General features: G+C 63.0%; 26 protein-coding genes. 5 read left to right on the top strand and 21 right to left on the bottom strand.

All coding sequences use genetic code 11. The features are described 5' to 3' along the window. Nucleotides 1-419 precede the first annotated feature (419 nt). From FFI89_RS03260 to FFI89_RS03280, 5 genes are all read right to left on the bottom strand, one after another. Nucleotides 420-812 carry an MAPEG family protein gene (locus FFI89_RS03260; RefSeq protein ID WP_138832854.1) on the bottom strand — a complete coding sequence of 131 codons (393 nt, stop codon included), beginning with the start codon at nt 810-812 and terminating at the stop codon, nt 420-422. A gap of 129 nt (nt 813-941) precedes the next feature. Further along, a complete protein-coding gene (locus FFI89_RS03265; protein WP_138832856.1) occupies nt 942-2,027 on the bottom strand; it encodes a lipocalin-like domain-containing protein in 1,086 nt (361 codons plus the stop codon). Continuing rightward, on the bottom strand, nt 2,017-4,479 hold the full coding sequence (locus FFI89_RS03270; protein WP_138832858.1) for an ABC transporter permease: 2,463 nt from the start codon (nt 4,477-4,479) through the stop codon (nt 2,017-2,019). The genes FFI89_RS03265 and FFI89_RS03270 overlap by 11 nt, the downstream gene beginning before the upstream one ends. Next, complete coding sequence (locus tag FFI89_RS03275) at nt 4,476-5,141, bottom strand: ABC transporter ATP-binding protein (RefSeq protein ID WP_138836055.1); 666 nt, start codon at nt 5,139-5,141, stop codon at nt 4,476-4,478. The genes FFI89_RS03270 and FFI89_RS03275 overlap by 4 nt, the downstream gene beginning before the upstream one ends. 39 nt (nt 5,142-5,180) lie before the next feature. After that, nucleotides 5,181-5,945, bottom strand: a complete 765-nt coding sequence (locus FFI89_RS03280; RefSeq protein WP_138832860.1) for a class I SAM-dependent methyltransferase — start codon at nt 5,943-5,945, stop codon at nt 5,181-5,183. Nucleotides 5,946-6,217: 272 nt separating this feature from the next. Here FFI89_RS03280 and FFI89_RS03285 point away from each other — a divergent pair, with 272 nt between their 5' ends. Continuing rightward, nucleotides 6,218-7,507, top strand: a complete 1,290-nt coding sequence (locus FFI89_RS03285; protein WP_138832862.1) for an MFS transporter — start codon at nt 6,218-6,220, stop codon at nt 7,505-7,507. A 377-nt stretch (nt 7,508-7,884) separates the two neighbouring features. Here FFI89_RS03285 and FFI89_RS03290 read toward each other — a convergent pair whose 3' ends face one another. The 3 genes from FFI89_RS03290 to FFI89_RS03300 form a co-directional block, all read right to left on the bottom strand. Then, nucleotides 7,885-8,454 carry a hypothetical protein gene (locus tag FFI89_RS03290; protein ID WP_138832864.1) on the bottom strand — a complete coding sequence of 190 codons (570 nt, stop codon included), beginning with the start codon at nt 8,452-8,454 and terminating at the stop codon, nt 7,885-7,887. Between the two features lie 110 nt (nt 8,455-8,564). Next, nucleotides 8,565-9,146 carry a hypothetical protein gene (locus tag FFI89_RS03295; protein WP_138832866.1) on the bottom strand — a complete coding sequence of 194 codons (582 nt, stop codon included), beginning with the start codon at nt 9,144-9,146 and terminating at the stop codon, nt 8,565-8,567. A gap of 563 nt (nt 9,147-9,709) precedes the next feature. Then, entirely contained in the window at nt 9,710-11,452 is a 1,743-nt protein-coding gene (locus FFI89_RS03300) for an amidohydrolase family protein (RefSeq protein WP_138832868.1), read from the bottom strand. Nucleotides 11,453-11,652: 200 nt separating this feature from the next. On the opposite strand from FFI89_RS03300, the gene FFI89_RS03305 reads away from it, so the two are divergent. Then, nucleotides 11,653-12,924 carry an FAD-dependent monooxygenase gene (locus FFI89_RS03305; RefSeq protein ID WP_138832870.1) on the top strand — a complete coding sequence of 424 codons (1,272 nt, stop codon included), beginning with the start codon at nt 11,653-11,655 and terminating at the stop codon, nt 12,922-12,924. A 62-nt stretch (nt 12,925-12,986) separates the two neighbouring features. After that, the gene (locus tag FFI89_RS03310; protein WP_138832872.1) at nt 12,987-13,961 is read left to right on the top strand and encodes a tripartite tricarboxylate transporter substrate binding protein; all 975 of its coding nucleotides are present in this window, start codon (nt 12,987-12,989) and stop codon (nt 13,959-13,961) included. A gap of 23 nt (nt 13,962-13,984) precedes the next feature. Here FFI89_RS03310 and FFI89_RS03315 read toward each other — a convergent pair whose 3' ends face one another. After that, nucleotides 13,985-15,193, bottom strand: a complete 1,209-nt coding sequence (locus tag FFI89_RS03315) for an MFS transporter (protein ID WP_138832874.1) — start codon at nt 15,191-15,193, stop codon at nt 13,985-13,987. A 186-nt stretch (nt 15,194-15,379) separates the two neighbouring features. Between FFI89_RS03315 and FFI89_RS03320 the strand changes: the two genes are divergently transcribed. Next, entirely contained in the window at nt 15,380-16,627 is a 1,248-nt protein-coding gene (locus tag FFI89_RS03320) for a hypothetical protein (protein ID WP_138832876.1), read from the top strand. 103 nt (nt 16,628-16,730) lie between these two features. On the opposite strand, the gene FFI89_RS34220 is transcribed toward FFI89_RS03320, so the two are convergent. Continuing rightward, complete coding sequence (locus tag FFI89_RS34220) at nt 16,731-16,886, bottom strand: hypothetical protein (RefSeq protein WP_168212766.1); 156 nt, start codon at nt 16,884-16,886, stop codon at nt 16,731-16,733. Nucleotides 16,887-17,054: 168 nt separating this feature from the next. Between FFI89_RS34220 and FFI89_RS03325 the strand changes: the two genes are divergently transcribed. Then, on the top strand, nt 17,055-17,294 hold the full coding sequence (locus FFI89_RS03325) for a hypothetical protein (protein ID WP_138832878.1): 240 nt from the start codon (nt 17,055-17,057) through the stop codon (nt 17,292-17,294). A gap of 129 nt (nt 17,295-17,423) precedes the next feature. Here FFI89_RS03325 and FFI89_RS03330 read toward each other — a convergent pair whose 3' ends face one another. From FFI89_RS03330 to soxX, 11 genes are all read right to left on the bottom strand, one after another. Then, a complete protein-coding gene (locus tag FFI89_RS03330; protein WP_246669355.1) occupies nt 17,424-17,705 on the bottom strand; it encodes a hypothetical protein in 282 nt (93 codons plus the stop codon). A 5-nt stretch (nt 17,706-17,710) separates the two neighbouring features. Beyond that, entirely contained in the window at nt 17,711-17,956 is a 246-nt protein-coding gene (locus tag FFI89_RS03335; RefSeq protein WP_138832880.1) for a transcriptional regulator, read from the bottom strand. Between the two features lie 268 nt (nt 17,957-18,224). Then, entirely contained in the window at nt 18,225-19,265 is a 1,041-nt protein-coding gene (locus tag FFI89_RS03340) for an MBL fold metallo-hydrolase (protein WP_138836059.1), read from the bottom strand. Nucleotides 19,266-19,464: 199 nt separating this feature from the next. Next, nucleotides 19,465-19,911 (bottom strand): DsrE family protein, encoded by a 447-nt coding sequence (locus FFI89_RS03345; RefSeq protein ID WP_138832881.1) that lies wholly within the window; start codon nt 19,909-19,911, stop codon nt 19,465-19,467. Between the two features lie 66 nt (nt 19,912-19,977). Then, a complete protein-coding gene (locus FFI89_RS03350; RefSeq protein WP_371722549.1) occupies nt 19,978-20,379 on the bottom strand; it encodes a hypothetical protein in 402 nt (133 codons plus the stop codon). Nucleotides 20,380-20,435: 56 nt separating this feature from the next. Beyond that, nucleotides 20,436-22,178 (bottom strand): thiosulfohydrolase SoxB, encoded by a 1,743-nt coding sequence (gene soxB, locus FFI89_RS03355; RefSeq protein ID WP_138832885.1) that lies wholly within the window; start codon nt 22,176-22,178, stop codon nt 20,436-20,438. 19 nt (nt 22,179-22,197) lie between these two features. Continuing rightward, nucleotides 22,198-22,506, bottom strand: a complete 309-nt coding sequence (locus FFI89_RS03360; RefSeq protein WP_371722464.1) for a hypothetical protein — start codon at nt 22,504-22,506, stop codon at nt 22,198-22,200. Then, nucleotides 22,503-23,363 carry a sulfur oxidation c-type cytochrome SoxA gene (soxA, locus tag FFI89_RS03365; RefSeq protein ID WP_138832887.1) on the bottom strand — a complete coding sequence of 287 codons (861 nt, stop codon included), beginning with the start codon at nt 23,361-23,363 and terminating at the stop codon, nt 22,503-22,505. The genes FFI89_RS03360 and soxA overlap by 4 nt, the downstream gene beginning before the upstream one ends. Continuing rightward, nucleotides 23,360-23,671 (bottom strand): thiosulfate oxidation carrier complex protein SoxZ, encoded by a 312-nt coding sequence (gene soxZ / locus FFI89_RS03370; protein WP_138832889.1) that lies wholly within the window; start codon nt 23,669-23,671, stop codon nt 23,360-23,362. Before soxZ ends, soxA begins: the two co-directional genes overlap by 4 nt. Before the next feature lie 76 nt (nt 23,672-23,747). Continuing rightward, nucleotides 23,748-24,239: a thiosulfate oxidation carrier protein SoxY gene (gene soxY, locus FFI89_RS03375; protein ID WP_138832891.1), complete on the bottom strand. Its 492-nt coding sequence runs from the start codon at nt 24,237-24,239 to the stop codon at nt 23,748-23,750. Nucleotides 24,240-24,282: 43 nt separating this feature from the next. Continuing rightward, the gene (gene soxX / locus FFI89_RS03380; protein WP_246669579.1) at nt 24,283-24,606 is read right to left on the bottom strand and encodes a sulfur oxidation c-type cytochrome SoxX; all 324 of its coding nucleotides are present in this window, start codon (nt 24,604-24,606) and stop codon (nt 24,283-24,285) included. Between the last annotated feature and the right edge of the window lie 28 nt (nt 24,607-24,634).

A 24,634-nucleotide genomic window follows, 5' to 3' on the forward strand; every position in this document is an offset into this window, starting at 1 on the left:
CCTGAAGTTTAGAATGACAGCAGCGTCATACGCTGCATTTCACGGCGCGATAGTGGTTTTTGCGCAACGAAACAATGAGTTAGAAAGCTAATTTTGTTATGCAATTGAGCCGTTCGGCGCGTGGTATGAATACCATCATACCAAACGATGCAAATTGCAGATGCGTGGTCGAGGTTCGAGCGGGCGATGTTCAGACCGCGCAAATGAAAACCCCGCCCGTTGGGGATCAACGGACGGGGCAGATCAGAGCAACAGCAGCGTACGTGTACGATGCATGCTGCATGATATTCACGAAATGCATGAAGGGAAGACGACATTCTTCCGTGCTCGCGCGACTGTGATACGCGACGCATTGTCGAAGGCATAATCGGCCGCTCCGGACTCGTAGCGGGCAACTCATGTCGAAAACGAAATGATCGTCAGGCGTGAACGATGCGCCAGATGATCATGCCTGATGCGCCGACCCAGAGCGCGATGGTCGCGACGGCCTGAACAGCAAAACCAGGCCCGCGTTTCGCAACCGCCTGCGCATAGCCGAGTACGTAGAGGATGCGGCCGATGACCCAGACCAGCCCCAGCACCGCGGCGATGGTGTCGCTGATATAGATCGCGAACAGCCACAGCGACGGCAGGAAGATCGGGAGCCATTCCAGCGTGTTCATCTGGGCGCGAAACACCCGCTCGAAATCGGCATTGCCCGAGATCGCGGGCAGTTTGACGCCGAACTTGCCGCGCGCCCGCGACACCAGAATCGAAGAGTAGAAGTAGACCAGGATCGCCAGACATGTGACGAGCGCGGTGAAATGGTACATCGAAAGAATCCCCCTCTTGGACTTGTTGGCTCATAGCGTTTTCGAGCGAAGTGGCAACCGGTTCGCGTGAAGAAAACGCGTCAAAACAAAAAATAGAGCCCTGGTTCTGATTCAATCAGGACCACGGCTCTAGTAGCCCGTCATTTCCAGATATCCTAATCCGGCATGGCTGCCGGAAAAGCTGATCGGTCCCTCCCAATAGGGAAAGCTCGTTCCCATCCAGCTTCGCGGGTTCAGCGGCACGCATTCGATCGCGAACGCAAGTCTGGGAATGGCGATGCGCCATGTGGTCGGAATCTTTCGCCCCTCGATTTCGGTAAAGGCCTGCGGCGTCATGGCGATGTCCGCGGAAGCGAGCAGCGTCGTGCTGCCGTCGCGTGCGAACCATTTGCCGGAGCCGTAATGTTGACCGTCGGTCTGGCGCATCCGGTACAGCATCAGCTTGTCGCCGGCGGCAAGATGCAGCGAAAGCCAGTCCCAACCGGGCTGGTCCGACGCCAGCGGTTGGCTGCTCCACTCTCGGTCGAGCCAGGCCTGGCCGGTGACGTCGGCGGGCTTGTCGTCGATGACGATGCTGCCTTTCACCTGATAATGCGGCTGGCTGTAATAATACGAGGCCTGCTCGCGCAGCGATTTGCGGCTGTAGCCGCCGTCGCCTTGCAGGACCAGCGGCCGCTCCGCATCGAGCCGCAGCGCGTAGCTGAAGTCGGCGCTCGACGCGCTGAGTTCGAGCGGCGCAATATTGGCGTCATCCATCGTATCGCGCCCGCGCATCTCCCAGGCATCGATCCAGGCACGAAACGGACTTGCTTCAACGCCGGCCTGCCCGACGCCGCCGCGTGCAAAAGTCTGCGCATAGCGGTGGGTGTCGGCGCTGGTGACCGCGGCGTGGCCCATCCAGATCTGCTGGTTGGCCCATCCCTCCTGCGGCCCGTCGGCTGCGGCCGCCTGACGAAACAGCGTCCATTGCGCGCCATAGGCGGTGCCGTTTGCGGCAACAAGATTGGCGGTCACGTACCACCATTCGATGCGAAACGCCGGATGCGGGCCGTGATCTCTGGGAAACGAAAAGGTCTTTCCGGGGACGACAGCTTCAAACCCGTTGGCGGTTTCGCCGAGCCCGGCAAAGCCCTGCGCCCAAACCTTGCTGCCGAGCCCGCCAAGCAGCGCGCCGGCCGTGAAGCCGCGGCGGGTGATGGCGCGGCTACCGCTCATTGGCAAAGATCCGGATCAGGTTCGCCGGCTGCATGCGCGCGAGCCGGATCACCGGCAAAGCCGATGCGGCGAGCGCCGCCGCCATGGCGACGACGACCAGCCACAGCAATTGCAGCGGGAACACATGGAACGGCAGCCGCCAGCCGAACGCCTTGACGTTGACGATCGCAAGCAGGCACCACGCCACCAGCAACCCGAGCGGCAGCGCGAACAGCGTGGTGATCAGCGCCACCGACATCGTCTTCAGAAGCTCGATGACGGCCAGTTTTTTTCGCGTAATGCCGATCGCCCACAGCGGCGCCAGTTGCGGCAGCCGCGAATTGGCCAGCGTCAGCAGGCTGGTGAGCAGTGCGATGCCGGCGACGCCAAGCGTGAAGGCATTCAGCGCGGCGGTGACGGAAAAGGTGCGGTTGAAGATCCGCCTCGATTCCGCCTTCATGGTCGCCTGATCGGCGACGTTGCGATCATCGAGCCCGAATTTCTCCTGCAGCGCCGCGATCAGCGCCGCGATCTTCGGCCGTTCGACCCGCAGGCCCACGCGCGTCAGCGGGATTTCCGGAAACCGCCGCGTCAGTGCGGCAAAATTGACCGCGATCTGGCCTTTCGGATTGCCGTAATCCGCGTAGATGCCGACCACTTCAAGCGGCCAGTTGCCACCGGGCGCAGGCACGTCGATGCGGTCGCCGAGGCCGATATGAAGACGCCGCGACAATTGTTCGCTGACGAGGCAGGTATCGCCGGGCCGCAGCCTGATCCAGGCCTTGTCGGCGGATTGCAACAGCGGCCAGTTGTCCCGGTAGGTCGGGTGATCGGGCAGGCCCAGTACCTCGATCGGCGCGCCCGCGAGTTGCGTCTCGGCGCGGCCGCCCGGCAGGACCGCCTCGACCTCGGGACGCTCGCGCAACCATGCCTTGATTTCGGTCGCCTGGGCATCGCTGGCGGCGTTGACGTAAACATCCGCCGCCAGCCGCCCGTCGAGCCAGACCAGGAAGGTGCGGCTGAAACTCTCCACCATGGTGGTGACGCCGACATTGACCGCGAGCGCAAGCAGCAGCGCCATCAGCGCCAGTGACAGTCCCGACAGTTGCTGGCGGCTGTCGGCCCAGAACCAGATGCTGAGCGCGCCCTTGGCGTAGCGCTGGCCGAGCGCCAGCACGGCCTCGAGAAACATCGGCAGGACCAGTGCCGCGCCCAGCATCAGGGCAGCGAGCACGGCAAAGCCCGCAATGAGAGAATCGCCGAACCACAGCAAGCCGCCGGCGGTCGCGAACACGGCAAGTGCTGCGATGCTTTGAAACACCAGCCAGCGGCGCTGCGCCTGTTGCCAGGCCTGAGGCTGGGCGGTGGCCAACAGCGGCAGCCGCAGCGCCTTGGCCAGGCTGGCGGCCGCGGCGGCCAGCGCACCCAAAACGCTGATGGCGATGCCGGCAACCCACCATTCCGGCTTGAGCGTCAGCTGTCCCGGGATTTGCGCGCCATAGAGTCCGCGCAGGGAAGCAACGACGTCGGGCAACAGGGCGGCCGCGATGAAATAGCCGCACACCAGCCCGATCAATCCTGCAACCAGCGCCAGCGACACCAGCTCAGCGACCAGCACCGCGTTCAGCATCCGCGCCGAGACGCCGCAGGCGCGCAAGGTGCGCAACATCGTAAGGCGCTGCTCGAAGGCAAGGCCAACGGCCGAATTGACGATGAACAGGCCGACAAAGAACGACAGCAGCCCGAATGCCGTCAGGTTCAGATGAAAACTGTCGGTGAGGCGTTCGAGATCGCTCTCCGCGTTGGGTTCGACCAGGCGAAGCCTGTCGCCGATGATGCTTTCAAGCGGCGCACGCTTGCCCGCGGTCTTGCCGATCAACAGGCGCGACACCTGATCCGGCATTTTCAACAGGCTCTGCGCAACCCCGATGTCGACCACCAGCACCCCGGGCACCAGTTGCGGCTGCACGCGAAGCGGCGGCAGCAGCGCGCCGCCATTGGCCTGATGCCGCGCGCCCTCGGCGAGCTTGAGATCGGACAGCGTCTCCGGCGCCACCAGCATTTCTCCCGGCGGCGTCATGAAGGATTGCAGGTCGGCTTTGCCGATGGCAGGTGCGCTGCCGACTTCCGCGGGTAACGTCACCGGCTCGATGCCGAGCAGGCGGAACGAACGTCCGTCGATCTGGATGCGGCCTTCGAGGACGGGCGACACCGGCCAGCCGGCGCGGCGCAGATCGACAAAGAGTTGCTGCGGGAAGGTCGCCCCGGTGCTTGCGACCAGCATGGCGGTGCGGGTGCCGCCGAAAGTGGCGGCGGCGCGGTCGTAGGAATTGCGCGCCTGCTGGTTGAGCGCCTGCACGCCGCTCCACAGCGCGGTCGCCGAAATCAATCCGATCAACAGCGTGGCGAGTTGCATCGGATGCCGGCGCCAGTGGCTCAGCAACACGGCCAGCGTCCACAGGGCGCGCTTCATGCGATCACCCCCGCAATAATTCCTGCATGGAGGTTGACCTGGCGGTCGAGCGTGGCGGCGAGCCGCGCGCTGTGGGTCACCAGCAGGAAACCGCAGCCAGAGCGCGCGACCAGATCGCGCGCCAGCGCCAGCACTTCATCGGCGGTGGCCTCGTCGAGATTGCCGGTCGGCTCGTCGGCCAGCAGCAGCAGCGGTTTTGTCGCGAGCGCTCGGCCGATCGCGACCCGCTGCTGCTGGCCGCCGGATAGTTGTTCGGGATAACGCTTCAGAAAATTCGATAGACCCAGCCGCTCCACCAGTTCGCGGTGCCAGTCGGGATCGTGACGGCCGGCGATGCGCGACTGGAATACGAGATTGTCTTCCACCGTCAGGCTCGGGATCAGGTTGAACTGCTGAAACACCAGGCCGAGGCGGTCGCGGCGCAATTCGGCCCGGCCGGCATCGCCGAGCTCCGACACCGAAGCATCGGCCAGCCTGATCTCGCCGCCGTCGGCGGCATCGAGGCCGGCGATCAGGTGCAGCAGCGTGCTCTTGCCGCTGCCGGATTCGCCGGTCAGCGCGACGCTCTCGCCGGCACTGACGGTCAAATTCACGCCGCGTAGCACCGCGATTTCTTCGCCAGCGGCGCGGTAACTCTTGGTCAGGCCGGTGACGCTAAGCACAACAGGGCTGCCGTTGGTGATGGCCACGATGGCCGCGCCTCACAACGGCTTCTGGTATTTCAGCACGAACTCGTCGACCGGCACCACCGGCTGAAACACCTTCGCATCCCGGGGATCTTCGGGATGACGCAGGAAATCGCCTTCCGCGACCAGCTTGAAACCGGCGGCCTCGATTTCCTGCCGCAGCGTGCTCTCCTCGATCCGGTGCAGCGTCCTGGCGACGCTGATGCCGTCGCCTTGCTTGGCCGAGTGGTCGGCGATGATGAGGAAACCTCCGGGCTTGAGCGCCGCGAACATCTTCTTGTTCATGACCGCGCGATCGACCGGCATGTAGCTGATATCGTGATAGGCGAAGAAGAACGTGATCAGGTCCAGCCCCGAAACCTCGGGTGGGATCGGATCGTCGAAGTCTCTCACGACATGCACGACATTCTTCATGACGGGCTTCTGGGCGCGGATGTCGAACCTGTCCTTGACGAAGCGTTCGATCACGGCGGCCGAATCCTGGGCGTAGACGGTGCCGGACGGGCCGACGGCGCGGGCCAGAAGCTCGGTGCTGTAGCCGGCGCTGGCCTCCATATCCAGAACCTTCATCCCGGTCCGGACGCCGGTAAAGGCCAGCATCTTGGCAGGCTGGCGGCGCTGGTCGGCCTGGCGGTCGACGTCGGTCCGGTCCGGGGAGGCGACGATGGCCTCATAGTCGGGTGCCTTGGCTTCCTGTGCAAAGGTGCCTGATGGTGCCGCAATCGCCAGTGAGACAAGCGCGCCGATGAGCAACGTGCGTCGATAGACCGTTCCAGACATGAGCATTCCCTTTTGTTTCCGGCAACATATCAGGGCAACACTATCAGATCACGGCCTCAATCCGGTGACGACGGGATCGTGATCCGGCTGCCGGGCTTCCCAAAACAACGTCAGGCGGCGCGTTACGGGCGGCTTGCAGTTGCACTGCACGCAACCTTACCAAAATCCGCAGTTGCGTTGCCGGGAAAGCCGTGGCTAGCATCGGACAAGTCCGGTTCAACCGGGCACGATCAAGAGCAAAGATACAAAGTTACAACGGGGAGAGACCAGTCATGATCACGCAACCGACGCCCAAGGAAACGCCCAAGGGCGCCTGGAAAATCACATTCCTGCTGTTCCTGTTCATGCTGGTGAACTTCGCCGACAAGATCGTGGTCGGTCTCGGCGGCGCGCCGATCATGGACGAGTTGAAGCTGCAGCCGGAGCAGTTCGGCCTGCTCGGCTCCTCGTTCTTCTTCCTGTTCTCGATCTCGGCCATCGTCGTCGGCTTCATCGTCAATCGCGTCGCCACCCGCTGGGTGCTGCTGGCGATGGCGGTGATCTGGTCGCTGGCGCAGTTTCCGATGGTCGGCACCGTCAGCTTCTCCACGCTGTTGATCTGCCGCATCATTCTCGGCGCCGGCGAGGGTCCGGCGTTTTCGGTGGCGGCGCATGCGATCTACAAATGGTTTCCCGACGAGAAGCGGACGCTGCCCACCGCCATCCTGTCGCAGGGCTCGGCCTTCGGCGTGATCCTGGCGGTGCCGGCGCTGAACTGGATCATCGTCAATCATAGCTGGCACTACGCCTTCGGCGCGCTCGGCGTGGTCGGACTGATGTGGACGCTGGCATGGCTGGTGATGGGCAAGGAAGGGCCGCTGGTGCAGACCGCCGCGATGGTCGCGGCCGAGTCCCGGATTCCTTATTTCCAGCTCCTGACCTCGCGGACGTTTCTCGGCTGCTGTGCCGCGACCTTCGGCGCCTATTGGGCGCTGTCGCTCGGCCTCACCTGGTTCACGCCGTTCATCGTCAAGGGCCTGGGCTTCTCGCAAAAGGACGCCGGCTGGATTTCGGTGCTGCCCTGGGTGTTCGGCGCCACCATCGTGCTGCTGACGGGCTGGATTTCGCAGGTGATGCTGACGCGCGGTTACACGACGCGCGGTGCGCGCGGCGTCTTAGGTTCGGCGCCGCTGATCGTCGGCGGCCTGATCCTCGCCGTGCTGCCGCACGTGGCGCCCGGCGGATTGATGATCGCGCTGCTGGTGGTCGGCTCCGGTTTGTGCGGATCGATCTATGTGGTGTGCCCGCCGATGCTCGGCGAATTCGCGCCGGTGCAGCAGCGCGGCGCCGTGATCGCGATCTATGGCGCGATCTACACGCTGGCCGGCATGATCGCCCCGTCGGTGATGGGCGCCGTGATCCAGAACGCAGCGGTGCCGCTCGACGGCTACATGACCGGCTTCACCATCAATGCCGTGGTGCTGGTGGTGTCGGGCTTGCTCGGGCTGTTGCTGCTCTGGCCCAACACCGAACGCGCCAGGCTGGCGGCAGGGCAGGAAGCGGCCCAGGCCAAGTTCGCGTAAGGGAGTGGCCCGCTACAAGCTGCATTGCATCGGCGCGTCAGGCAATTCCTACAGGCTGGCGCTCTACCTGAACTGCGCCGGCCTCGACTAGGAGCCGGTCGGCGTCGACTTTGCCGGCGGCCAGACCCGTGCGGACCTCGATGCTTCGACCGGCGTAGCGGTGCGGAAGGAAGCGGCGCAATTGCGCACGGGAGCGGGGATCCATAGCCACCGATGCCGATGCTCAACCAGGGCGTGACTCATAAATCGAGGTTCGTGAGCGCGGCTCGACCCATGTCTGCTATCCGGCGAATTGCAGACTCAAACCCGACATCGCCTCAGGTCCGAAAAGTGCCGCCATCAGCAGACATGGCAAGGGCACACCAACTTTTCGGGCATCATCGCTTGCAGATATCGCGATTCTGTTTCTCTTGGTTCATCACTCGCAATATCTCGGGCGCCGCAAAACTGCTGAAATCGGCGGCGACAAGCGTGCCATAATGTCGGTGGTTCTTGAGTGCGTTGAGCAGCTTGTCGCTCAAGTTCTCCAAGGTGCGTGCCGCACTGGCCGGGATTCCAGACTTGGACGTGTCGATCTGCTTTGCGGAAGCAAAGAACTTCGTGGTGGCCTCCACCATCGCCGCGCGATTATCGGGATCGCAAAGCTCGCGATCGTCCTGCTCGTAGATGCATTCTGCCAACTCTCCCCATTTTAGGGCCACTGAAACCGTGCGGAATTCCGATCTCGGATCCTCCTGCTTGCCGGCAAGAACGGAAATGTTCGACTGCATGGTGCCGGCCTTCAGGATGAAATATCCGGCGCTCGGCTCGATCTTGTTTACTTCCGAGCCGACGTCCACGACGCGAAAAATGCAGGTCCGTACGACCGGCGCGACCTCCGGTCGGCCGAGACGGCTGGAGTCGGCGAACAGCGATACACTCGGCCCCGTCGAGACGAAGTCCGACATCGCATTCGATATCTTCGGGCCCCAAACCCATGCGCCGACAGCGAGAAAGCCGCCGGCGAAGGCGAATATGAGGGTGACAATCTGGCGAAGCAATTTCAGACTCCCATGACCTAAGCCTTGGAACAGTTATCCGGCGCGCCGTTGTAGCGCTCGAGCATCGGCTTCATTGCCGCCGGGACCGTCCAGCCGAAATCGGCGTTGATCAGGCGACCGTTGCTGGCGTTCTGCATCAGAGCGGAATTGATCGCTCGGTTGCGAGGGCTGTCCCAAAGGCTTCTCACCGTGGCCATCTCGGATTCGCCATATCGCTTGGCGGTATTCATCATTTCATCGAACTGCAGGAAATAGCGGCCGATGTAGTCGACGATGTAGGCGCGGTTGTTCCGCTCGCAAACGGCATTCGGTTCGGTGACGAGATAGCAGTTCAGCGCCGCCGTCATCTCTCTTGCCTTGGTGAGTTCTCGCCAGTCGATGCGATGTTTGTCCGTCGTCAGCTTCGGCAGCATGTCGTCGCGCTCCGGGCTTTCCAGCGCGGGATAACACTTTTCGCGGACCTGTGCCTCCTTCCATTCGCCCATCCGTGGACCGCTGGGCAGGTAGTCTCCGCTATTGCCAAGAACATAATAGTTGATGAGGTTGATGCCGACGAAAATGCCACCCAAGACGAAAGCTACACGCATCAGGAAGTTCATTGGCCAAGCCTGCTCTGGTTGTATCAAGCTCCTATACACCCACGGTGTGCCAAGAATGTTAATCGACGCACGACATATGTATGGACTTGTGACGAGCGCTGCGGCGTAATGACGCAAACAAAATCGAAATGGTTGCTCGATTTTTCGCCGAACCGGCGATGGAATCTGACCATCCGAACAACCTGTTAATACGTTGTTGGCGAAGTCTTTCGATTGCAGGAGCGAATTCGCAAGCGCGGGCGCGCGGCCGGCTCAACCGGTCGACGCAACACAGGCGAGCCGGGGTCCATTCTACTTTGCATGGGGTTGTTTTCGCGATTTTGTGTCTGGACCCCCCCCCCCGAACCTTCCGGCTGTGCTGTGCTGTGCTGTGCTGTGCTGTGCTGTGCTGTGCTGTGCTGTGCTGTGCTCACGGCGAGCCCGATTCAACTCCAAGCCATCATGCTCTGGGGTGTCGACCAACTTGCTTTAAACGATGGGCCGCGGCGTATGGGTCCCCCGATGTGCAATTGCACATCTGAGCTCGCGCTTCGCTTGGCCGGGACGACGACTTGGTGCGTTTACTAACCCGCCGCCGCGCCGAACTGGCGTGCGTCACCCTGCGCGCCGCGCACCAGTTTGCCGGGGCGGGCGCCGGTGGCATTGCCGCCACGCTGCGTCACCACGCCTGAGACGATGGTGGCGTCGTAGCCGTCGACCTGCTGCAGCAGGCGGCGGCCGCCGACGGGCAAGTCGTAATGCACCTTCGGCGGATGCAGATGCAGCCGGTCGTAATCGATTACGTTGACGTCGGCCTTGAAGCCCGGCGCGATCACGCCGCGATCGTAAAGGCCGACCGACAGCGCGGTCTTGCGCGCCTGCGCCGCGACCACGAACGGGATCGACAGCTTTTCGCCGCGGGTGCGGTCGCGGGTCCAGTGCGTCAAGAGATAGGTCGGGAAGCTGGCGTCGCAAATGATGCCGCAATGCGCGCCGCCGTCGCTCAGTCCCGGAACCGAATTGGGATCGCGCAGCATCTCGCGGGTCGCGTCGAGATTGCCGTCGGAGTAATTCAGGAACGGCACATAGAGCATGCCGCGGCCTTCCTCGGTCAGCATCGCCTCATAGGCGAGTTCTTCCGGCTGCCGGCCCTGGCGGCGGGCCTGCGCGCCCAGCGTATTTTCCGGCGGCTGTTCGTAGTCCGGCGGATTGCCGAGCAGATACATCTTGTCGTAGTTCGGCCGGAAGAACAGCGGATCGTCGGTCGCGGTGGCGTGCTCGCTCAGGATCGCCTTGCGCATCTCGGGCTGGTGCAGGCGCTTCAGCCGCTCCGCCAGCGGCAGGTGGGCGATCGCCTTGTAGCTCGGATGGGTCTGGAACGGGTTGCGCGACAATTCCAGCCCGAGCATCAGCCCGACCGGGCGGGCGGGGATCTGCGCGGTGATATTGAGACCGCGCGCGGAAGCGGCGTGGATGATGTCGAGCGTCTTGCGCCAGCGCTGCGGCTCCTTGTCGTTCTGCGTGATCGAGAACGTCACCGGGATCCTGGTATTCTCGGCCACCCGCAGCATCATCGGCAGGTCTTCGTTGATGGTGGAGAGATCGAGCACGAACTGCAGCACGCTGCGGCCCTCGGCATGCATCGCCGCTGCAATCGCGGTCAGTTCGTCCTCGCCGGCCTTCAGCGTCGGCGTGAAGTCGCCGGTCGAGGTGCGGTGGTTGAGGGTGCGCGAGGTCGAAAAGCCGAGCGCGCCGGCCCGTACCGCGTCACCCGCCAGTGCCGCCATCGCTTTGTTGTCCTCGGGCGTGGAGGGATCGCGGCGCGCGCCGCGCTCGCCCATCACGTAGACGCGCAACGCCGCGTGCGGCAATTGCGCGCCGACGTCGATGTCGAAATTGCGCTTCGACAGCCACTCCATGTAATCCGGGAAACTTTCCCAGGCCCAGGGAATGCCGGCGCTCAACACCGGCTCTGGAATATCCTCGACGCCTTCCATCAACTGGATCAGCCGGACATGATCGGCCGGCCGGCACGGCGCGAAGCCGACGCCGCAATTGCCCATGATCGCTGTGGTGACGCCGTTCTGCGACGACGGCGTGATGTCCTGGCTCCAGGCGACCTGGCCGTCATAATGGGTGTGAACGTCGACAAAGCCAGGCGTGACCAGTTTGCCCCTGGCGTCGATCTCTTCCTTGCCCTTGGCGGCGACCTTGCCGACCTCGGTGATGCGACCGCCTGAAATGGCGACATCGGCCTCGAACAGTTCACCACCCTTGCCATCGGCAATATTGCCGCCACGGATCACGAGGTCAGGGGTCGAGGTCATGGCTTTCCATCCCGAATCTGTTTTGTTGCCGCATCATCGGACGTCCCGGCAGGCTGTCAACCGGCCGGGATGAGGTTCTGGGATGCGTTAGGCGGCATTCGGACATTCTGGCCGCACGTCGGCGCTGTCCCCCAAGAACCAGACATCAATCGGACAGGCTGGCATATCGGCTATGGGCCGGAAGTTGATTAAGGCTTCGATTGCCGGACAACGAAAAAAAGGCACAATGCTGCTCAGAAAACTTTGGAAGCCGTCGGGAGGACGCGTCAATGGCCCGTTTGAAAGTTCTCATCGTCGGCGGCGGTATCGGCGGCATCACCGCAATGTTGGCGCTACGACAACGCGGTATCGAGGTCCAACTGTTCGAACAGGCGGCTGCGTTCGGACAGGTCGGCGCTGGCCTCCAGGTCTCTTCGAACGCTGCACGTATCTTGCTCAAGCTTGGGCTTGGTGAGGCGCTCAAGCGCGTAGCTACCTATCCAGACGGCCGCGATTATCGCGGCTGGGACACTGGCGAGCGGCTCTATTACACGCCACTCGGGCAGAAAGCAGAGGCGCATTTTGGCTCGCCGTACTATGCCGCCCACCGGGCCGAACTGCTCGACGTGCTGTTGAGCGGACTCGGCGAGCACGGGTTCCGGCTCGGCTCGCGTGTCGAGCGCGTCGATCAGGATCAAAGCGGTGTCTCGCTCACGTTCGCCGATGGGTCGATTGCGCAAGGCGATATTCTTATCGGCGCCGACGGAATTCACTCGACCGTGCGTGCGCAATTGTTCGGCAAGGAACTGCCGCGCTACACGGGCAACGTTGCGTGGCGCGGCCTGGTTCCTGCCGAACGCGTAGCGCATCTCGATCTTGGTAGTGTTGTCGGCGTCTGGATGGGGCCGAACCGCAGCATCGTCCAGTACTATGTCTCCGCCGGCAAGACCTTCAACTGGATCGGGATAAGCCGCTCATCGCAGCCCGCGCAGGAATCCTGGCTGGCGGAAGGCAGGACTGAGGATGCGTTGGCCGAATATGACGGCTGGCATTCGACCATTCGAAAGATCATCGCGGAGACGCCGAAAATCCTGCGCCAGGCTCTATACGACCGCGAACCTCTGCCAGACTGGCAGGTCGGTCGTGTCGTGCTCATGGGCGACGCCGCACATCCGATGATGCCGTTTTACGCTCAGGGCGGCGCTCAAAGTATCGAAGACGCCTACGTGTTGGCCGGCTGCATCGCCGAAGCCCAGGACCGGCCACTCGATGCGCTCGCGCGCTTCGTCAGAATGCGGCAGCCGCGCACCGCATGGATGCAAGGCCTCGCCCGGCGCGAGGAGCAACTATATCAGATGAACGACGCCGCGGCGATCAGGGCGCGCAACGATCGCATGCGTACGAACCGGGTCCCCGAGACGGCGACGTTTCCGCCGGAACAGGAGCGGCTTTACGGTTACGACGCCGAAATCGAATTGCGCAAAAGCGTCTGATCGAGCTCCGAACAATATTGCGGCCATCGCGCAACGACGCGGGTTCATATTCGGGTAGGGACATGAAATTCAGCAAATCGTGGGCGATTGCGTTATGGGCTGCGACCGCTTTGGTCTCCGATGCCGCAAGTGCGCAAAGCTTTCCCAGTCGGCCTATCACGGTGATCATGCCGTTTGCTGGCGGCAGTGCCAGCGACGTGGTCAGCCGGGTCCTTTTCAACAAGATGGCGACCCTGCTCGGGCAACCGATTGTGGTGGAAAACAAGCCGGGCGCCGGTGGAAATCTCGGCACCGCGATGGCGGCCAAGGCTACTCCCGACGGGTATACGCTGGTCGGCGCGGCTTCGGGCCCGCTGGCCGCCAATCTGACGCTCTACAAAGAGCTTGGCTACGATCCGCAAAAACTCGTCCTGATCTCGCCGTTCGCCAGCTTCACCATCGTGGTTGCGGCGAGCAAGAAGCTTGGCGTCACCACGATCAAGGAGCTCATCGAGCGTGCGAAAAAAGAGCCGGGCGCGTTGAATTACGGTTCGGTTGGTATCGGCTCTTCACAGCATTTGGCCGGGGAATATTTCGCCCAGATCGCCGACGTGAAACTCACCCACGTCCCCTATCGCAACATCGCACAATTCGGACCGGACTTGATGGCCGGGACGGTGCAACTCGGCTTTGCCTGGTATCCGAACGTGTCAGGGCCGCTGGCAGCCAACGGAGCAGTCGCGCTCGCCGTCGCGGGAGACGCTCGGCTGTCGGTGCTGCCAAATACGGTGACAACGGCGCAAGCCGGCTTGTCGCAATATACGTTCGACGGCTGGTTCGGCTTGGGCGCGCCCGCCGGCGTGCCGAAGGACATCCTGGAACGATTGAACGCTGCACTGAACGAAGCGCTGAAAGATCCCACGGTACTTGTCAGATTCGAAGAGATCGGCGCCGTACCGATCGGGCTCGGGCTCGACAACGCCAGGACATTCCTGGCGGACGAGGTGGCGAAATATCGGGACATCATTACCAAGGCCGGGATCGCCAAGATCGAATAGTGGAGTCCGGCGAGATCGACGCCTTAGGCGGTTTTCGCCGGCTTGCGGTCGGTGACCATTGCCAGCACGACCGTCAGCACCATGAAGCCGACGGAGGCGCCGAACACCCAATGCGGCATGTTCTGGTCCATGATCCAGCCGTACAGCAGCGGGCTCAAGATGCCGCTGAAATTGAATCCGGTGGAGACGATGCCGAAGGCGCGGCCGGCGGCGCCGGCGGGCGCGGCGTTACGGACCAGCATGTCGCGCGACGGCGCGATGACGCCGCCGAGGAAGCCTGCCAGTCCCAGCGCCGCGGTCAGCACCGCTGTCGGCAGATTGACCGTTGCGATGACGGTGATGATGACGGCATTGATGCCGAAGCAGGCCGCGGCCACGCTGCCGTGGCGGCGGGTGCGGTCGGCCAGATAACCGCCGGCCAGCACACCTATCGCGCTGGCGCCGAGAAAGGCCGTCAGCGCGATATTGGCGGCCGAAAATGTTACGCCGTAGCCGCTCATCAGCGCGACGACGCCGAAATTGCTGATGCCGGCATTCGACAGGCCGAGCAGCATGAAGAAGATCGTCAGCACGATGATCGCAGGCGTCAGGATGCTTTGCTTCGGCGCCGCCAAATCGTCGCCCTTGCGATCGGCCGAACTGGCGTCGGGAATACCGACGGCAATCAACAGCAGCGCCACCGCCGGCCCCACCGCACCTGCCACGATCAGGGCGCCGAGGCCGCCGACCGTTGCCACCAGGGCTGCCATGATGGCGGGCGCGACTGCGCCGCCGACGAAGCCTGCAAAGGTGTGAATCGAAAACGCACGGCCCATCCGCCTGACGTCCATATGCGCCGACAGAATCGCATAGTCGGCGGGGTGATAGACGCTGTTGGCGAGGCCGAGCAACGCGGCGCAAAGAATCAGCGACGTGTAGCTCAGGTGCATGCCGAGCAGGATCAGTGCGAGACCGCCGACGGTGAGGCCGGCCAGCAGCACCTTGCGGGCGCCGATATGGTCGGCGAGGTAGCCGATCGGCGCCTGGGTCAGGCCCGAGACGACACCGAACACGGTCAGCGCGAAGCCGAGTTCGATATAGCCGACGCCGAGTTGCGCCTTCAGGTACGGAAACAGCATCGGCAGCACGAACAAATGGAAATGGCTGACCCAATGCGCCACCGAAATCGCCGTCAGCGTGCGCAGCGAGGTGTCCGCTTTTGATTGTTGCGGTGCGGCGAGAATATCGACCATGTCAGCTCAGAACCCCGTATCGCTTACGGCCCGGCAAGGCACTGGAATCAAGGCGCGGTGAAACTATAGGCTGGTCGTTATTTGTCCATGAATGCCGCTGCATGGCTGCCCCGGCGCCGTCCCGGACGCGCGCAATGCGTCATTAAAGCTGAAGACAATGACGGGCCGGTGCGGCCATGATCCGGCATGCCTGATGCCATCAAACCGCTCCGCGTGCTCGTCTCCGAGGGTTCCAGTACCTCGGCCCGCGAGGCCATCACGATTCTGGGTCTGTCGGGCCATCACGTCGAGGTCTGCGATCCCTCGCCGTGGTGCCTGGCGCGGTTCTCGCGCTGGGTGCGGAGATTTCACCGCTGCCCGGGGCTGCGGACGGATCCTGCCGGATATCTCGCCTTTGTCGAACGGCTGATCGAGACCGGCCGCTTCGATGTGCTGCTGCCGACGCATGAGCAGGGATTTCTGTTCGCGCGGGTACGGCGGCGCCTGGAGGGGCGCATCGGTCTGGCGCTGCCGGGCTTCGACAGCTACCGCACGGCGCACAGCAAGGCAGGCTTCAGCCGGCTACTCGATCGACTCGCGCTGCCGCAGCCACCGACGCGGATCGTCGCCTCCGTGCAGGCGCTGCGCGAGGCCATCCGCTTTCCGGCAGTGGTGAAAACCTCGGTCGGCACCGCGAGCCGCGGCATCTGGTTCGTGCGCCATGCGGGCGATCTCGAAGACGCGCTGCGTGATCTCGCGGCAAGCGATGCCTTCGCGGATGAGGTGCTGGTGCAGGACCTCGTCGCGGGTACCCCCGAGAAGGCGCAGTCGGTGTTTTGCCGCGGCCGGATGCTCGGCTTTCATGCCTACCGGCAGGTTGCGCCCGGCGTCGGCGGCGGCGAGGCGATCAAGCAGAGCGTGCGCCGGCCACAGCTGCGCGGTGATGTCGCAGCGATCGGGCAGGCGCTCGATTGGCACGGTGCGCTGTCGGTCGATTACATCATGCCGCATGACGATGCGACGGCGCTATTGATCGACTGCAATCCGCGGCTGGTCGAACCCATGAACGCCTATCGCGCAGGCGTCGATCTGGTCGGTCCGTTGCTCCGTCTTTCACTCGGCGAGACGCCGGCACCGCTGCCGGAAAGCCGCGAGGGCGTGCTGACGCATCTGGCGATGCAGGCGCTGTTGGGATCCGCATCGCGCGGCGGAACGCGGCGCGACATCGTCAGGGAATGCGCCCAACTTGCCGCAGTGAGCGGACCCTATGCCGGCAGCAGCGAAGAACTCACGCCCGTCGGACTGGACTGGATCAGCGCCGTGCCACTGGCGATGACGGTGGGATTTCTGCTGGCCTCGCCGGCCTTCGCGATCAAACTCGCGCGCGGCGGCTTTGGCGCGCATCTGCTCGATCTCGGGAGCATCCGAGTGATCGAGGGTGAGGGGTTTGGGTAATCACAACTCGTCATCGCCCGGCTTGACCGGCGGCGTCAGCATTCGACGGAAAAGTCACGGCGTACTGGATCGCCCGCCTTCTTCGCGGGCGATGACAACCTCCTCACAACGGCTCGTCGTCGTTGCCTGAGCGGTCACGTTTCGGCGTGGCGATGTCGCCGTCCTCGTAATCGTCGTCCTCGACGGGAATCCGCGGCGGCTTTTTCGGTTTATCGTCGATTTTCTTCGGAGGTTCGTTGCTCTTGCCGGTTCCGCCCATATAATTCCTTTTTGCCGCATCAATCGGCGTTTGCCCTGCGGGTCGATTCAGAGTAACGGCATAACTACAATCTGACCGACCTTGATGTTCATCCTAGCGCCGGTCAGAAGGATTTTCCTGCCCTTTTTGCGGCGTTAGAGCCCCAAGGGCGTTTTTCACGGAGCCAGCATGAAGAAACCCCGCATCGAGGCGGAAGAACCGCAATCGCGCAAAATTATCCGCGCCGACAAAGCGCCGGTCAGCGGCTATTCGCTGGTGGTGGACGGTCATTTCAAGTCGCACCACGACACGGTCGAAGCCGCCGAAGAGGCGGGCATGGCCTTGAAGAACAAGTTCCAGATGCTGCAGGTGCAGGTCTACGACGCCGAGACCAAGACGCGGTCGATGATCAACTGGCCGCCGGCGTAAACGTCAGCCTCCAGCCTCGACCTGCTCCATCGCGGTTTCGAGCGAAAGCCTGTCCCGGACTTGATCCGGGGTGGCGTCAAAACAAAAAGAGGAGAGCCCGGTTCTGATTCAATCTGAACCGGTCAGGCGCTAGGTGCGCCGGCCGCCGCTTTGCTGGCTTGCCAGCCAATCCGACAGGGCCGGGGCCGGCTCGTCCGCTTTCTTCTTTTTCGGGGCCGCCTTCTTCGCCGCGGCGACGCGCGGAGGCGCAGCCGCTTCGCGCGCCAGCCGCAACGCCTTCAGCTTCGCCATGTTGTCCAGCACGGCCTTGTTGGCCGCGTCGCGGTCGGCCTTCCCTGATCTTGCGTCCTGGGCGGCCCTGGTTTGCTTGTCCATGCGCGCCTGGGCGCGATCACGATCTTCCTTGGTCATGATGCTCAGCCTTTTTTCGCGATTTTGGCTTTTGTCACGCGCTTGGCCTTGACCTTCGGCTCAGGCGGGTTTGCGAGATCGGCAGCTTCCTTGGCCAGACGCAGCGCGCGCAACTGTTCGGTCCGCTTCCGGATCGCGATGTCGGCCGCCGCGATTTCGGCCATCGCCTTGATGCCTTCTACTTCCTGGCTGCGCTTGCGGTGGAGCCGAATTTCCTTCATTTCGGCGGGGCTCTTGGGCTCATCGTTCATCTTATACCTCTGAAATCACGACCGATATCGTCGAACGATCTGTCCGGGTGTTACCACGGATCGCCGGCCAGAGGGCGATATTTTGGGCACCAAAAGCCGCGTTTTCGCGCGGATTTGGCCCTCATGGTGAAGCGGCGGCCCTTCCGGGCGCCGGCCACCGTCTCAACTAGAGCCTTTTCCGTTCCGATGGAATCGGAACGGGGCTCCAGATTTTTGATTTGACGCGTTTTCTTGACGCGAACCGGTTCCCATTTCGCTCGAAAACGCTCTAGCCGTGGACCACCGGGCCGCCGGCTTTCTTCCAGGCATCGATGCCGCCTTCGATATGGGCGGTATTGGCCAAGCCGGCGCTCTTGGCGGCGGCAACGGCCATCGCCGAGCGTTCGCCGAAGGCACAGAAGAACACCACGCGGCGTCCGGTCGCAGCTGCGACTTCGCGCAGCATGCCGCCCGGCTGCAGGTTTTCGCCGATCGCCGGATAGGGGGCGTGCAGCGCGCCCGGGATCATGCCGTGCTTGGCGCGTTCGTTGTTCTCGCGCAGGTCGACCAGGAGGATGTCGGGCCGGCCCAGGCTCTCGATGGCGTCGCGGGCGCAGAGCGCGAGCCCCTGTTTGGCGAGCTCTTCCTGATGCAGGCCGACATGCATGTTGGCGGGCACTGCCACGTCCATCATCTTGGGATTGGGCAGCTTCAGATTGGCCATCAGCTCGATATATTCGTCGACCGAGCGCACCTGCAGCCGTGGATTGTAGCGCTTCTCCTCGCCGATGGTGGAAACCGTATCGCCCTTGTAGTCATGGGCGGGGAACACCATGGTTTCCTCCGGCAGCTTCAAGAGCCGGTTGAAGATCGATTCATACTGGGCGCGCGAAGAGCCGTTCTGGAAGTCGGTGCGGCCGGTGCCGCGGATCAAGAGCGTATCGCCGGTGAAGACGCGGTCGCCCATCAAGTAACTATAGGAATCGTCGGTGTGGCCGGGCGTGTACATGACGTCGAGGCTGAGGCCCTCGATCATCACCTTGTCGCCGTCAGCGACCCGCATCGACACCACGTCGGCCTTGCTCTGCTCGCCCATGATGGTGATGCACTGGGTGCGGTCGCGGAGTTCGCCCAGGCCGGTAACGTGATCGGCGTGCAGGTGGGTATCGACCGCCTTCACCAGCCGCAGATCCAACTCCCTGAGCAATTTGCAGTAACGATCAGCCTTTTCCAGCACGGGATCGAGGATCAGCGCCTCGCCGCCGGGCCGGCTGGCGAGCAGATAGCTGTAGGTGCCCGAGACGCTGTCGAAGAGCTGGCGAAAGATCATGGCGGCTGCCGAATGTTGGTTCCGGAGCATGATATTCTATCGCGGCGACTTATTCAAACCATCCCTTCTCCCTGAGAGGGTGCAGAGCACCGCATCGAGGGCGAGCGCCATGTGCGGAGCCGTTCATCCTGCGAGGCCCTGCGCGAGCGCCTCAACGGCGGAGCCGTTGCGCGGGGATGAGGGACGCAGCTGATGCTCCTCAGGGCCGGACATAACTCCAGCCCTGCTCCTGCAATTCCATCAGCCGGACCACGCCCGAGGGCACGATGGTGGCCTCGGGGATCATGGAAATCGCATGACCTTCGGACTTTTCCATGCCCTGCTTGGTGTTGTTGCAGGCCGAAAACTGGATCTTGCCCGGAAACACCATGTCCTTCAGCCGCCTGATACGGTCCTGCACCGGGGACGTATCGGATCGCAGCATGTGCAGGCCGGGACCGTAGGTGACGATATCGATATCGACGTCCTCGTTCTTGGCCCGGTAATATTCGATGACGTTGGTGGCGTTGTTCAGCGCGAGATTCATCACCTGCGGGTCGTTCTGGTCGACCTGGATCGCGATGCGATGCGGCTTGGCATCGGCGGCCAGCGCGCCTGCGGCAAATGCGATCGAGAGAAGGGCGGCGGTAACCAGGCGACGAAACATTGCGAACTCCCCGGGATGAAACGAACATCTATCCCCGTCATTGCTTCGCTCCGCTCGCAATGACGGTTAAGGCCGGACCAACGTATAGCCGTTTTCGGTCAGGAACAGAATCTGGGCGACGCCAACTTGCACCGGCGTAGCGGCGGCGATGTAGTCCGGACGCTTGCCGGTTTCGCGCTCCAGCGTGTCGACGGTGTTGAGGCAGATATCGACCCGCGCGCCCTGCGCGACCAGGCTTTCGACCAGCTTGCGGTTGGGATTTTCCGGACGCAGCAGCTCGATGCCCGGGCCGAACGTCACGATCTCGACCGCCACCTTGTCGGGGTCGTAGAATTTCATCAGGTTGTTGGCGACGCTGATCACCATGCCCTGCTTCTTCGGGTCATTGTCCGAGAGCTGCAGCACCACCTTGTGCTCGGCGAACGGCTTGTCCTGCAGCGGCGTCTGCTGGGCGTGCGCGGACATCATGAATGTTGCGATCAACAGCGCCGTGGCCAGCCCGCGAAGGATGGTCGAAAATCTCTTCATTGATGTGCCGCGATGCCCGGATTGCCGTCGATGCCTTTCAGCGTGACACCCGGTGCGTCCCGGTTAGGTGGCTTGCCCGATCTGAGATGGTTGGCGACCACGTCCCAGACCGGCCCGCCCTTCTGCTCGTTGACCGAGGCCCATCCCGCCACCTTGTAATTCTTGCCGGCCTCCAGCGTGCGGCCGCCGTCGAGCTTCAGTTCGGAAATCCGCTTGCCAACGGTCTCCGAAGGCGCGCAGGCATAGGACAGGCCACCGACGCGGACCATGTCGCCGCCCTGCTGGTAGTAGGGATCGGGGTTGAACAGATTGTCGCAGACGTCTTCGAGCACGTCCTTGATCTGGGCGCCGGTCATGCTGACGACGTAGGTCTCGGGATAGGTGGTGGCGGTCTGCGCCAGCACGTCTTCCATCGTCAGCGGCTGGCCGGCCAGCACCGTCGTGCCCCAGCGGAAACCCGGCGACAGCGCGATCTCGGCGTTGAGTTCGCCACGCAGCGCGTCGCAGATCAGTTGGTCCATGGTGCCGCTGAAATTACCGCGGCGGTAGAGCAGGCGGTCGGCGGCGGCGATCTTGTCGCCCCAGGCCGCCGCGTGCGGTTCGCGGGCCTTGTCGATCAGCGCCTGCATCGCCGGATCGGGCTTCAGCAGTTCCGAGAACACCGGCAGCAGCCGGTAGCGCACATTGGCGACCTTGCCCTTGGCGATATCGAGATCGAGCACGGCGAGATATTTGCCGTTCGATCCGGCATTGGTGACGAGCGTGACGCCGCCGGCATTGGTCACGGTGATCGGCTGCGGCACGGCGTCATGGGTGTGTCCGCCGAGGATGACGTCGATGCCGGTGACGCGGCTGGCGAGCTTGAGGTCGACGTCCATGCCGTTATGCGACAGCAGGATCACCGCATCGACCTTGTCGTTGTTGCGATGCCCATCGACGAGCTTCTGCAGCTCCTCGTCGCGGATGCCGAACTTCCAGTCGGGCGTGAAACGCTTGGGATGGGCGATCGGGACATAGGGAAACGCCTGTCCGATCACCGCCACCCGATGGCCGCCGATCTCCTTGATGACGGAAGGCTTGAAGACGCGGCCGGAAGCCGGATCGAACGCCTTGGCGTCGTTGAAGGCGGCTTCCTCGGTGAGGAAGACGTTCTGCGCCAGGAATTCACCCTTGAAGCGCGCGAGATTGTCGCGCAGCGCCTGCTCGCCATAGGTGAATTCCCAATGGCCGGTCATCGCCTCGATGCCGAGCAGGTTGGCGGCATCCACCATGTCGGCGCCCTGCATGGCATTGGCAAACCCGGTGCCTTGCCAGAGATCGCCGCCGTCGAGCAGCAGCGAACGCCCCGCGCCGACATCGCTGCGCAACCGGTCGATCAGTGTCTTCAGATGCGCGAAGCCGCCGAGCTTGCCGAACCGTCCGGCGCCCTTCTCGAATTCGATAAAAGTGTAGGCGTAGGCATCGGCGCTGTCGGGGCGGATGCCGAAGCGATCGAGAAAGGCCTTGCCGACCAGGTGCGGCGGGTTGCCCTGCATGGAGCCGATGCCGATATTGACGCTCGGCTCGCGGAAATAGACCGGCTTGAGCTGCGCATGCGTGTCCGTCATGTGCAGGATGCGCGCATTGCCGAAGCGGTCGAGATCGTAGGCGTTGTCGGCACTGCGGGCGAGCCGCGGCAGGCTGCCGGCAAGCGCGGCGGCGCCCGCTAACGTCAGGAAATCCCGGCGGCGGATGGTCATGCGTCTCTCCGCGGAACGCTCAGCGTATTTCCAAGTCTTTCCAGCGGGTCTTCTCGCTGGTGGCCTGGAAGATCGAAGCTTTTGCCAAGGCTTCGGCTTCCTTGGCCGAGGCGGTGGCCTTGTCGAAGTCGCCGCCTTCGGCCGATTTTTTCGCCGCCGCCAGCGTTGCCGCCGTCGTGGTCCACTGGTTGCGCAGGCTGCCTGCTTCCTTGTTCGCCGCTTCGGCCGCGGCGTAGGCCGCCTTGTAGTCGTCCTCGCTCGCCGCAAACGCGGCAGCTGGGCCCGCCAGCAGCAACACGGAAATCAAAGCGGATTTCAGCAGGTTCATGGTCGCGCTCCCGGACCTGAAATCGGCAAACCGTTGCTGACATAGGACAGATAGTATTCGACGTTGCGATACTCATCGTCCTGCGGACTGAGCGGCACGCCGCGGATCTGGCTGTTGCAGGTGGTGAAGCGCCGGCTGGTGGTGCCCATGCCGCTCCATTCCGAACGATAGATCGGCATCGCGTTGAGAATGCCGAGCGCGGGCGCCAGCACTTCGGCGCGGATGCGCTCACCCGGGCTCTGCACGTGGCAGGTGGCGCAGGAGAAGTTGAGCTGGCCGCGGCGGGTGTAGAAATATTCCTTGCCCTTCTCGTAGGCTTCGAGCGCGCGCGGATCGTTGGGGATCTTGATATCCATCGGCTTGCCGCGCGAGGTGAAGGCCATGTAGGCGGTCAGCGCCGCCATTTCGTCCTTCACATAGGAGAACGCCGGCTCGCCATTGGCCTCGCGGCAGCGGTTCAGCGCCAGCTCCAGCGTGACGACCTTGCCTTCCTTCTCGTCGAAATAAGGATAGTTCTGGCGGATGCCGATGCCCTTGTTCGGGAAGCAATCCTGATAGCTCTTGCCGTTCTTGAACGGCTTCGTGAACATCTCCTTGCCCATTTCGAGCGAGAACTCGTAGGGCGGAAACTGTTCCTTCTCTTCCCATTGCCTGTGCAGGTCCTCGTTCATCGAGTAGGGACCGTTGACGAAATCATCCAGCTTCACCTTGGGAAACTTGTCGGTGAAGAATTTCCTGAACGCGGTGGCATCCTTGACCGGATCGACGGTGTCGGCGGCAGGCGCCGGCGCAGCAAACGCCAGCACGGCGAGCGCCAGTGCGGCCGAGGCAAATGGGATCGCGGATCGCAGCCTCATTGAATCTTCGCCGTCGTTGTGTCGGTCGCGCCCTTGTTGTCGACCCAGCTGATCTTGAGGTCGTCGCCCTTCTTGCCGCCCTTGAAGGCGAACTTGACGTAAGGATCCTTGGACACGCCGCCGCCCCAGTCGGCGGCGAAGACGTTCTTGCCGTCATATTCGAAGGTGAGCTGCTGGATGAAATGCGGCGGAATGATCTCGCCCTTGGCGTCCTTGACGAAGCCGGAATCCATCGGATGCTGGATCAGCGCCTGCACCTCGGTGATGTCGCCGTTCGAAGTTGCGCGCACGCGAATGGTCGATGCCATCTGATAATTCTCCTGGCTTTATATTTTGCGCATGATCTGGTGGGGAAACCGGTTCCGCTTTTCCGGATCAAGCGCACTAGCCGCCGCAGCCGCCGACGGTGACCTTGACCTCTTTGGTGGTGCTGTAGACCTTGCCGCCAGCTTCGACGATGACGATGACGTTGCTGGTCTTCGCCATCTTGATGCGATTGGCGACAACAGGCATCGTGCCCGCGGGAATCTTGTAGGACGCCACCAGCACGACCGGATTTTCGCTGACCAGAAACGAGATCGAGGTCACGTCGGGAAGCGTCGTCGTCACCGATACCGGCACCACGGCGCCGTTCTCGGCGATTTCGGGCGCATCGAGCTTGACCTTGTCGGACGTCTCGGCGGGCTTGCCGTAGAGCGCCTTGATTGCGTCGGCTTCGGTTCTCGCCTTGAAGGCGTCTTCCGGATACTTGTCGTTGGCGGCGGCGAACGCACCCCTCACGAAGGGGATATTGCCGAGGCCGACCAGTGCGACCGCGCCTGTGCCTTGCAGGATCAGCCGCCGCGTGGCCGAAAACCTTGTGTCAGTCCTGTCCATCCAAAGTCTCCTCAAGCGTGCGCTCGCGCGCCACGGCTTTGCATCACAGCGTCTGCAGGAAATCCACCACCGCGTTGATCTCCTGCTCGGTCAGGATCCGGTTTCGTCCGAACGGAGGCATCACGGTCAGCGGATTGCGAAGGGTTTCGTCGGTAACAATGGCGACGAGATCGGCGCGATTGGGATATTTGCTCTTGATGTCGACCAGTTCCGGCGCGATCGAGCCGGGCAGGTCGCCGCCCTTGATGACATGGCAGGTCAGGCAATTGCCCTTGCTGCGGTCGAAGGCGAGCTTCTGGCCTTCGGCGGCCGCGGACTGCGCATGGGCCGGATTTGCGAATGCCACGATACCTGCCAGCAGCAACAGGGCGAGCGCCGGATTTGTGACGGGCTTC

Source organism: Bradyrhizobium sp. KBS0727 (genome assembly GCF_005937885.2).
Classification (GTDB): Bacteria; Pseudomonadota; Alphaproteobacteria; order Rhizobiales; family Xanthobacteraceae; genus Bradyrhizobium.

Excerpts from the sequence above, each read along its gene's own strand:
- FFI89_RS03270 (WP_138832858.1), bottom strand. The coding sequence starts at position 4,479 with ATGAAGCGCGCCCTGTGGACGCTGGCCGTGTTGCTGAGCCACTGGCGC.
- FFI89_RS03285 (WP_138832862.1), top strand. The coding sequence starts at position 6,218 with ATGATCACGCAACCGACGCCCAAGGAAACGCCCAAGGGCGCCTGGAAA.
- soxY (WP_138832891.1), bottom strand. The coding sequence starts at position 24,239 with ATGGACAGGACTGACACAAGGTTTTCGGCCACGCGGCGGCTGATCCTG.
- FFI89_RS03310 (WP_138832872.1), top strand. The coding sequence starts at position 12,987 with ATGAAATTCAGCAAATCGTGGGCGATTGCGTTATGGGCTGCGACCGCT.
- FFI89_RS03340 (WP_138836059.1), bottom strand. The coding sequence starts at position 19,265 with ATGATCTTTCGCCAGCTCTTCGACAGCGTCTCGGGCACCTACAGCTAT.
- FFI89_RS03330 (WP_246669355.1), bottom strand. The coding sequence starts at position 17,705 with ATGACCAAGGAAGATCGTGATCGCGCCCAGGCGCGCATGGACAAGCAA.
- FFI89_RS03320 (WP_138832876.1), top strand. The coding sequence starts at position 15,380 with ATGCCTGATGCCATCAAACCGCTCCGCGTGCTCGTCTCCGAGGGTTCC.
- FFI89_RS03325 (WP_138832878.1), top strand. The coding sequence starts at position 17,055 with ATGAAGAAACCCCGCATCGAGGCGGAAGAACCGCAATCGCGCAAAATT.
- soxA (WP_138832887.1), bottom strand. The coding sequence starts at position 23,363 with ATGAGGCTGCGATCCGCGATCCCATTTGCCTCGGCCGCACTGGCGCTC.
- FFI89_RS03360 (WP_371722464.1), bottom strand. The coding sequence starts at position 22,506 with ATGAACCTGCTGAAATCCGCTTTGATTTCCGTGTTGCTGCTGGCGGGC.
- FFI89_RS03350 (WP_371722549.1), bottom strand. The coding sequence starts at position 20,379 with ATGATGTCCGCGCACGCCCAGCAGACGCCGCTGCAGGACAAGCCGTTC.
- FFI89_RS03280 (WP_138832860.1), bottom strand. The coding sequence starts at position 5,945 with ATGTCTGGAACGGTCTATCGACGCACGTTGCTCATCGGCGCGCTTGTC.
- FFI89_RS03260 (WP_138832854.1), bottom strand. The coding sequence starts at position 812 with ATGTACCATTTCACCGCGCTCGTCACATGTCTGGCGATCCTGGTCTAC.
- FFI89_RS03335 (WP_138832880.1), bottom strand. The coding sequence starts at position 17,956 with ATGAACGATGAGCCCAAGAGCCCCGCCGAAATGAAGGAAATTCGGCTC.
- FFI89_RS03345 (WP_138832881.1), bottom strand. The coding sequence starts at position 19,911 with ATGTTTCGTCGCCTGGTTACCGCCGCCCTTCTCTCGATCGCATTTGCC.
- FFI89_RS03265 (WP_138832856.1), bottom strand. The coding sequence starts at position 2,027 with ATGAGCGGTAGCCGCGCCATCACCCGCCGCGGCTTCACGGCCGGCGCG.
- FFI89_RS03315 (WP_138832874.1), bottom strand. The coding sequence starts at position 15,193 with ATGGTCGATATTCTCGCCGCACCGCAACAATCAAAAGCGGACACCTCG.
- FFI89_RS34220 (WP_168212766.1), bottom strand. The coding sequence starts at position 16,886 with ATGGGCGGAACCGGCAAGAGCAACGAACCTCCGAAGAAAATCGACGAT.
- soxB (WP_138832885.1), bottom strand. The coding sequence starts at position 22,178 with ATGACCATCCGCCGCCGGGATTTCCTGACGTTAGCGGGCGCCGCCGCG.
- FFI89_RS03290 (WP_138832864.1), bottom strand. The coding sequence starts at position 8,454 with ATGTCGGACTTCGTCTCGACGGGGCCGAGTGTATCGCTGTTCGCCGAC.
- FFI89_RS03295 (WP_138832866.1), bottom strand. The coding sequence starts at position 9,146 with ATGAACTTCCTGATGCGTGTAGCTTTCGTCTTGGGTGGCATTTTCGTC.
- FFI89_RS03300 (WP_138832868.1), bottom strand. The coding sequence starts at position 11,452 with ATGACCTCGACCCCTGACCTCGTGATCCGTGGCGGCAATATTGCCGAT.
- soxZ (WP_138832889.1), bottom strand. The coding sequence starts at position 23,671 with ATGGCATCGACCATTCGCGTGCGCGCAACTTCGAACGGCGACATCACC.